Raw genomic sequence first — 9,213 nt, forward strand, 5'->3', positions numbered from 1 at the left:
TCGTGAATTTGCGGGGGCGTAGCACTCTCACGGCCTACCAGCAGGACATCTGGGCGGCAAATTCCCTCTTCCCCGACCTACCGCAGTTCAACTGTTTCATCGATGACCGGTTCACCGGCGAGGTCGACGTCGATCTGCTCAAGGAGTGCCTACGCCGTGCGGTCGCCCGCAATGACGCGTTCCAGCTCCGGATCGACCCCGAGGACGGGACTCCGAGCCAGTGGGCCGAGCACGAGACGTTCGACATCCCGACGATCGACCTGTCCGGGAGTGCCGAACCGCGTGCGGCCTGTGAGGCGTGGATCAAGGATGCGTTCGACGTCGCGTTCGAGGTCGAACGTCACCGGTTGTTCACGATCGCCGTGCTCAAGGAGAGCGAGGGCACCGCTCACGCGTACGTCAAGGTGCATCACATCGTCGCGGATGCCTGGGGCCTGAACCTGTTCATGTCCCAGGTACGCGCCGAGTACGACCAGGTGCGGCGGACCGGGACTTTCGACGACCGGTCCGTGCCGTCCTATCTGGACTTCGCCGAGGACGAGCGCCGCTACCGGGACTCGGCCGACCACGAGGCGGACCGCGAGTTCTTCCATGAGCAGTTGCAGGGCCTCGCGCCGGCCTTCTTCCGCCGCACCGCACCGGCAGGGTCCCGCGGGAGCGCTCGCCACAGCTTCCTGATCGAGCGCTCTCTCATCGACCGCATACGTGAGGACGGGCATTCCGTGTTCGCGTTCGTCGCGAGCGCCTTCTCCGTCTATCTCTCCCGCATCCACGGCAGCGACGAGGTCGTTCTGGGCGTACCGCTGCTGAACCGGCCCACCGACGGGCAGAGGCGGACCGTCGGGCATTTCGCCAACACGCTGCCCCTGAGGGTGAACCCGCGCCAGGACCTCGCGATGAGCGAACTGGTCGCGGAAGTGCAGTCCGCCACCAGGGCGCTCAAACCCCACGAGCGATTCTCCCTGGGCGACCTGCTGCGCGCGGTTCCGCTCCAGGACAGCGGCCGCAAGCGGCTGTTCGACACCACCATCGCCTACCTGCGCTGGCCGAGCCCGGCCGACGTACAGGGCACTACGTACGAAACCGTCGTACAGGCCCGGGCCCATGACGATGACGTCCTGGCGGTCGTCGTGAACGAGCTGGACCAGGTCCGGGACGTCCTGGTCGACATGGACTACGCCCTCGACGTCTTCGACGCGGACTTTCCCATCGAGTCGGTGGCCGCCCACCTGAAGGCGATCCTCAAGGACGCGCTCGACCGGCCGGACCGTCCCCTGTCGGAGATATCCATGGTCGGCGCCGTGGAGCGCGCCGCCCTGGTCGCCGTGGGCAGCGGTCCGGTGACCGACTACACGCGGGACTCCACGGTCCATGCTCTCTTCGAGAGGCAGGCGGCCAGGACGCCGAACGCGGTGGCCGTCATGGCGGAGGATCCCGCCGATTCGCTCACCTTTGCTCAGCTGGACGCCTGGGCGAACCACGTCGCACGCCAGTTGCAGGGCGACGGCGTGACCACGGGTGACCGGGTGGCCGTGGCCGTCGAGCGCGGCCCGCAACTCGTCGTCGCAGTGCTGGCGGCGCTCAAGGCGGGCGCCGCATACGTACCGGTCGACCCGAGCCATCCCGCGGAACGGGTCAGGTTCCTGCTCACCGACAGCGGGGCCAAGTCCGTACTGCTGGGCACCACCGTGTCCGCACGAGTGGTGGGCGACACCGTACCCGTGCGCCGCCTGGAAGCCGACCCGAGCGCTGGTCCCGCGCCGCACGTGCCTGCCGGAGGCTCGCACGATCTCGCGTACGTCATCTACACCTCGGGATCCACGGGGCAGCCCAAGGGTGTGCAGGTCGAGCATCGGTCCGTGGTCAACCGGCTGGAATGGATGCAGCGCGGCTATCCGGTCGGCTCCGGCGACGTCCTGCTCCAGAAGACACCGGCGACCTTCGACGTTTCGGTGTGGGAGCTGTTCTGGTGGTCGATCACCGGCGCCGGACTCGCACTCCTCCCGCCCCGGGGCGAACGCGATCCCCGCGCCATCCTGACGACGATGCAGGCGCACCGGGTGAGTGTGGCCCACTTCGTTCCCTCGATGCTCGGTCCCTTTCTCGATCTGCTCGAAGAGGCCCCGGCGCTGCTGGACGGGATCACCGCCCTGCGCTTGGTCTTCTGCAGCGGTGAGGCGCTGACGCCCGCACACGTGCAGCGGTTCAACCAGGTCTTCGCGGCGGTCGGCACCTCGGCGCCACAGCTGGTCAACCTCTACGGTCCGACCGAGGGAACGGTCGACGTCACGTACTACGACTGTCCGGCGGACCCGGCCGGCGAACTGCGGCGCGTGCCGATCGGACGGCCCATCGACAACATCCGGCTCTACGTGGTCGGTGCTCACGGCGACCTCCAGCCCACCGGAGTTCCCGGTGAGCTGTGCATCTCGGGCGTCGGCGTGGCACGCGGCTACCTGGGCCGGCCCGATCTGGACGCCGCGGCGTTCGTCGACGACCCGTTCACTGCAGGCGAGCGGATGTACCGCACCGGGGACCGCGCGCGGTGGCTCGCGGACGGCACCCTCGAGTACCTGGGCAGGCTCGACGACCAGGTCAAGATTCGCGGAAACCGGGTGGAACTCGGCGAGGTACGCAATCACCTGATGACCTTGGCCGGCGTCAGGGACGCCATCGTGGTGGACCGGACCACACCCTCCCGAGGCACTCATCTGGTGGGCTACTACGTGGCGGAAGAGGGAGCGGAACTCACCGACCTACGGCCCCACCTGCTCGACTCCCTGCCGGAGTTCATGGTGCCCGCCTTCTTCGTCCGGATCGACTCGATACCCCTCACGGCGAACGGGAAGGCCGACCGCGGCAGGCTGCCCGCCCCCGCCGTCGAAGCGGACGGCGGAGCAGCGGCACCCGCCAACGAGATCGAGGCGAAGATCGCGGCGGCTTGGGGGGCGGTGCTGGGAATCGAGGAGGTCGGAGTCGACCAGGACTACTACTCCCTGGGCGGCGACTCGATCCTGATGCTTCGCATCCAGGCCGAGGCGCGCAGGGCGGGCATCCACTTCACCCTGGCCGACATGGTCCGCAACCCCACCGTGGCGGCGCTCGCCGCCCGCGCGACCACTGCGTCAACGGACGTGCGGGACACACCGCTGAAGCCGTTCGCGCTGGTGTCCGGAGTCGACCGCGCCCGACTGGCAGGTCTGGTGGACGCCTACCCGGCGACCCGGCTGCACCTCGGCCTGCTCTACCACAGCAGGGAGCACGAGAGGACGGCCGTGTACCACGACGTCTTCCGCTACTCCCTCAAGACGGTCTGGAACGAGAAGGCGCTGCGCCGTGCCTTCGACGACCTGGTGCGACGCCACCCCGTGATGCGCTCCGCGTTCGACCTCGGCGGATTCTCCGAGCCCCTTCAACTCGTCCACCGGGAGGCCGTCGGCGGGCTGGAGATCGCAGATCTGCGGAACCTCGGTGACCAGGAGGCGCAGGCGGAGATCGCCAGGCACATCGAGGAGCGGAGGTACCACGCATACCGGCTGGACAGGCCGCCGCTCTACCTCTTCCGCGTCCACGTCCTGAACGACGACACCGTGGAGCTGGTGTTCAGCTTCCACCACGCGATACTGGACGGCTGGAGCGTGGCCACCCTCGTTCGCGAACTGCTGCAGGACTACCTCCACCACACCGGCCGTCCTGTCGAAGCCGTCTCGTCCCGACAGCTGCCGTCTCCCGCCCTCCACGTGCGCGAGGAACGGCGGGCCCTCGCCTCCGAGGAGAGCAAGCGGTACTGGCAACGGCTGCTCACCGGCGTCGAACTGGCCCAGATCGACGGGCTGAGGCCCCACGAGTCGGCAGGCGGCGAGGGCGTCATCCACCACCAGGTGGAACTGCCGGACGGCCTCGGTACAGGGCTGGGCCACCTTGCGCGCACCCACGGCCTGCCCGTCAAGTCCCTGCTGCTTGCCGCCCACTGCCTGACCCTGCGGCTGTTCTCCGACACACAGGACATCACCACCGGTCTCGTCACCGGCGGCCGGCCGGAGACGGCCGACGCCGAGAGGATCACCGGGCTCTTCCTGGAGACGCTGCCGCTGCGCCTCGACAACCGGCCGCGCAGCTGGATCGACTCGGCGCGCGAGGTGTACCAGCAGGAGCAGGACAGCCACCCCCACCGTCACTACCCGCTCAGCGCGATCCAGGAGGACCGCGCTGGCGACGTAGTCTTCGAGACGGCCTTCAACTACGTCAACCCGCACGTCCTCAGCTCGCTCTTCGACGGCACCGACATGGAACTGACCGACTTCAGGACGTGGGAGGAGACGAACTTCAAGATCCTGGTCAACGCGGTCACCGACCCGGTGGACGAACGCCTCTGGCTGCGGATGGACTGTGACGGGCGCACTCTCTCCGCATCGCAGGTGGAGAGCATGGGCCAGACGTACCTGGCAATTCTCCGGCAGATGACCGAACACCCCGAGGAGCCGGCCGATTTCGGCTTCCTGCGCGTCTCACCGACCGAGGCGGTACTGCGGACCGACGCCGGGCACCGCACCCCCGGCAGGCCTCCCAAGGACGTCGTACGGCGTATCGACGAGCACGTCGCAGCCACTCCGGACGCGATCGCGGTCTCATGCGGAACACGGCAGTGGACGTACGCCCGGCTCGACGAGGCGGCGCGCCGAATCGCCCAAGGCCTGATCGGCGCCGGAGCACGGCCCGGATCGACCGTCGGCATCGCCATGGACCGCTCTCCCGAAACACTGGCGACCGTCCTGGGCGTCGGGAAGGCAGGCGCCACCTGCGTCCCGCTCGACGTGACCTATCCGCCGGCCAGGCTCGCGGCGATGGTCGCGCAGGCCGATCCGGTGCGGATCCTCACGCACGAGGCGCACGCGCACCTCTTCGAGGACTCCTCCCGGCTGTTGTACGTCGCCGACCTGCTCGCCGCAGAGCCGGCGCCCGGGGGCGGGCCGGACCTGCCGGACATCACCGGCGAGACCGTCGCCTACCTGCTTTTCACCTCCGGCTCCAGCGGCGAACCCAAGGGAGTCGAGCTCCCGCACCGCGTGCTCGCCAACTACCAGGAGTGGCAGATCCCCTCTGCCAGCGGAGCGGCCGGAGGCAGAACCCTCCAGTTCGCACCGCTCAGCTTCGACGTGGCGTTCCAGGAGATCTACTCCACGCTGTGCGGCGGCGGCACCCTGCAGCTGGTCGCCGAGGACGAGCGGAAGGACATGCCGGCCCTGCTGCGGCTTCTGGACCGCGAGGAGGTGGAGCGGGTCTTCATGCCCTACGTCGCGCTCCAGCAGCTCGCGGAGACCTCCCAGGCGCTGGGCATCCGCCCCGCTGCCCTGCGGGTAATCATCTCCTCCGGAGAGCAGCTGAGGATCACCGACGAGATACGTCAGTTCTGCGCGGCGCGGCCGGGCACGGTCCTGGAGAACCAGTACGGACCCACCGAGACCCACCTGCTGACCCATCACACGATGACCGGCGACCCGGCCCTCTTCCCCGACCTGCCGCCCGTCGGCGTGCCCGTGGACGGGATCGAGCTGCACCTGCTCGACGGCCTGATGCGGCCGGTGCCGCCGGGCGCGAAGGGCGAAATCTACGTCGGAGGGGTATGCCTGGCCCACGGCTACCGCAACCGCCCCGACCTGACCGAGCAGCGGTTCGTGCCGGACCCGTCCGGTGATCCGGGCGCCCGTCTGTACCGTACGGGCGACCTGGCCCGGGTCATGCCCGACGGCAACCTCGTCTGGCTCGGCCGCGCCGACTCCCAGGTCAAGGTGCGCGGCTTCCGGGTCGAGCTGGCCGAGGTGGAACTCGCCTTCTCCAAGCTCGCCGAGGAGCAGGCCGCGTCCGGTATCCGCGAGGTGGCGGTGGTGTCCCGGCGCCGGGAGAGCGGAGACGCGTTCCTCGCGGCTTTCCTCGTCGGCGACGCCGACGCCGTGGACCTGGACGAGGTGCGCAGCCGACTGCGCGCGGTGCTGCCGGACTTCATGATGCCCGCGCACCTGGAGTGGCTGGCGAGCCTGCCCCTGACGCCGAGCGGCAAGCGGGACGACGCACTGCTGCGCCGCATGCCACTGGCCGTTCCGTCGTCGGACGCAACCCCGCCCGTCGACGAGCACGAGAAGGCACTGGTGGGCATCCTGGCGGAACTCCTGGAACTGCCCACGGTGGGCGTCCGGGACAACTTCTTCGACGTCGGAGGCACGTCACTGAGCGCGATGCGGCTGGTGATGACGATCGAGAAGCGCTACGGCGTCAACGTCCCTCTCTCCGCGTTCGTCGCCGCCCCCACCGTCGCCGGTCTGGCACAGCACCTGCGGGGCAACGGCTCCGAGGCCCGGTTCGACCCGGTCGTGCCGATCCGCACCGAGGGCGACAAGCCGCCGCTGTTCCTCGTCCACCCGCTGGGCGGCCATGTGCTGTGCTACGTACACCTTGCCCGTCACCTGCCGCAGGACCAGCCAGTCTACGCGCTTCAGGCGTCGGGGACCGTGGCGGGCACCGAGCCCCTCAGCTCGATCCCCGAGATGGCGGCGGTCTACCTGGCGGCCATGCGGCGCGTGTGCCCCGAAGGGCCCTACGTGATCGGAGGATGGTCCTTCGGCGGCTTCATCGCTTTCGAGATGGCACAACAGCTGCGACGCAGCGACCCGGACGCCTTGCACGGCACCGTGCTTATCGACCCGATCGCCGTCAAGCAGGGGGAGCGGCCCGACGTTGCCGACCACTCGCTGCTGGAATGGTTCTTCTGGGAGCTGTTGTGGATGGGGCGCGGCGGCACCGCACCGGTGGTCTCGCTGCCGGACGGCCTGGAGGAGGAAGCGAAGTTCGACTTCATCGTCGAACGAGCCACCCAGGAGGGCGTCCTGCCGGCGAGCAGCTCACGCACCACCGTGCGCCGCCTGTTCGAGATGTTCAGGGCGCACTGGCAGGCGATCCTCACCTACCGGCCCGAACCGGCTGAGGGAGACGTGGTGCTGCTCCGTGCGACCTCGGAACTGCCGGAGATCCTCCAGCCGATGCACGGGGCCGCGCAGAGCCTGCATACGGACCCCACCAACGGCTGGGGCGAGCTGACCACGGGACGGCTCCAGGTGGTCGACGTCCCCGGTGACCACCTGGTGCTCCTGGAGGAACCGCACGTGACCGTCGTCGCCGAGAACCTGGTTCACGTGATGGCGGTCGGCCAACCGGGCCGCACGCGGACGTCGAAGAGGAGTGGGAAATGACGCAGCACCCCCCGCGCAAGGCGCTTGTCATCGGAGCCGGCATCGGCGGCCTCGCAGCCGCCGCGACACTGCGCCGCGTAGGCATCGAGGTACAGGTCTTCGAGCGGGCTCCCGAACTGCGGCCGGGCACCACGGCGGTGTCGTTGATGTGCAACGCGGTCCTGGCGCTGCGCACCCTCGACATCGACATCGCCCCGGGACTCGACAAGCGTGCCGAGGTCTTCGACGAACTCAAGTTCCTCACCCGGCGCGGCCGTCCGATCAGGAGCATGCCGTTCCGTGAGCTCTCGGACCGGTTGGGGGCCTCGAACTACGCCGTACACCGGGCTGACCTCCAACAGACACTGCTGGACGCGCTCGGCGACGAGAGCTCCATCGAATTCGGGGCCACGGCAGAGGAATTCGTCAGCGGTGAGGACGGGGTCGAGGTCACCTTCGCGGACGGCAGGACCGTTTCGGGCGATGTCCTGATCGGAGCGGACGGCTTCAACTCGGCGATTCGCAGGCAGGTGGCGGGCACCGACGAACCGCGGCCCGGCAATTACGCCTGCTGGCTGGCCACGGTGCCCTTCACCCATCCGCGGATGAGCAAGGGCTACGCAGCGCACTACTGGGGGCGTGGACAGCGCTTCGGCCTAGCCGACATCGGCCGTGGCCGCGCCTACTGGTGGGCGACCAAGAACGTGCCCCCGGGTGCCTCCGGACACCTGCGGCGCGGCAAGGCAGGGCTTGAGGGCCTCTTCGCGGGGTGGGCCGACGAGGTGCGGGAGGCGATCCGCACCACCCCCGAGGAATCGATCGTCCGCATCACTGCCCAGGACCGCCCGTTCCTCCAGCGGTGGGGCGCCGGGCGCACGACCCTGCTCGGCGACGCCGCCCACCCGATGCTCGTGAGTCTGGGACAGGGGGCGGCGCTGGCCATAGAGGACGCCGTGGTCCTTGCCCAGCACCTGCGCGCGACAGCGGATCCGGTCGCGGCGCTGCGCGGCTACGAGGACGAGCGCAGGCCGCGGACGGAGGGACTGGTCGCCGCTGCACGTGCGTTGAGCGAGACCGAGCAGTTGGAGGGCCTTTTCCCCGCCCTCGCCCGTGACCTCTACACGCGGTTCGTACCGCTGTCCAAGCTCACCGGGCAAAACGAAGCGGTCCTCACCTGGCCCCCTCTGGGTTGACCACATCCCAGGACCGCTGATGGCCGGCTCGCGGGTGGGCACACGCGCGCCCACCCGCGGCAGCACCCGTTTCCGTACTTTCCACAGGAGCACCTCATGGATTTCGATCCGCAGCCGGTCGCTCTCATCACCCCCGAGGGCATGCCGGTTGACCATCCGCAGTTCGACGTCACGCTGTCACCTGAGGAACTGACCGAACTGTACGAATGGATGGTCGTCACCCGCGCCGTGGACACGGAGTTCGTCAATCTCCAGCGGCAGGGGCAGCTGGCCCTGTACCCCTCGTGCAGGGGGCAGGAAGCGGCCCAGGTCGGTTGCGCCGCCGCCCTGCGCAACGACGACTGGCTCTTCCCGCAGTACCGCGAGCTCGGCTTGTTCTTGATGCGAGGGATTCCCGCCTCCGCGGTCGGTGCGGTGTGGCGCGGTACCTGGCACGGCGGCTGGGGCTTTCCCGAGCACGCCTGCGCGGCGATGTCCATCCCCATCGGTACGCACGCCCTGCACGCCGTCGGTGCAGCCATGGCGGCGCCCAGGCTCGGCGAGGACTCCCTGACCGTCGCCTTCATCGGGGACGGCGCGACGAGTGAGGGAGACGTGCACGAGGCGCTGAACTTCGCCGCCGTGAAGGCGGCACCGTGTGTGTTCTACATCCAGAACAACCAGTGGGCGATCTCCGTGCCCCTCTCCGAGCAGACACGAGCCTCCTCCCTCGCACACAAGGCAATCGGTTACGGCATGCCGGGCGTACGGGTCGACGGAAACGACGTCCTCGCCTGCCGGTTTGTGACCGAACAGGC

General features: G+C 69.1%; 3 protein-coding genes. All 3 read left to right on the top strand.

The window, feature by feature from the left end; translation table 11 throughout:
- The first annotated feature begins 2 nt into the window (after positions 1 to 2).
- Positions 3 to 7,244, top strand: coding sequence for an amino acid adenylation domain-containing protein (locus ACWD3D_RS00265; protein ID WP_451458683.1), 7,242 nt, complete (start codon positions 3 to 5; stop codon positions 7,242 to 7,244).
- Positions 7,241 to 8,416 (top strand): FAD-dependent monooxygenase, encoded by a 1,176-nt coding sequence (locus ACWD3D_RS00270; RefSeq protein WP_451458684.1) that lies wholly within the window; start codon positions 7,241 to 7,243, stop codon positions 8,414 to 8,416. Before ACWD3D_RS00265 ends, ACWD3D_RS00270 begins: the two co-directional genes overlap by 4 nt.
- 96 nt (positions 8,417 to 8,512) lie before the next feature.
- The coding region (locus ACWD3D_RS00275) for a thiamine pyrophosphate-dependent enzyme (RefSeq protein ID WP_451458685.1) at positions 8,513 to 9,213 on the top strand (701 nt) is incomplete at its 3' end.

The organism is Streptomyces sp. NPDC002690 (assembly GCF_053592415.1).

Excerpts from the sequence above, each read along its gene's own strand:
- ACWD3D_RS00270 (WP_451458684.1), top strand. The coding sequence starts at position 7,241 with ATGACGCAGCACCCCCCGCGCAAGGCGCTTGTCATCGGAGCCGGCATC.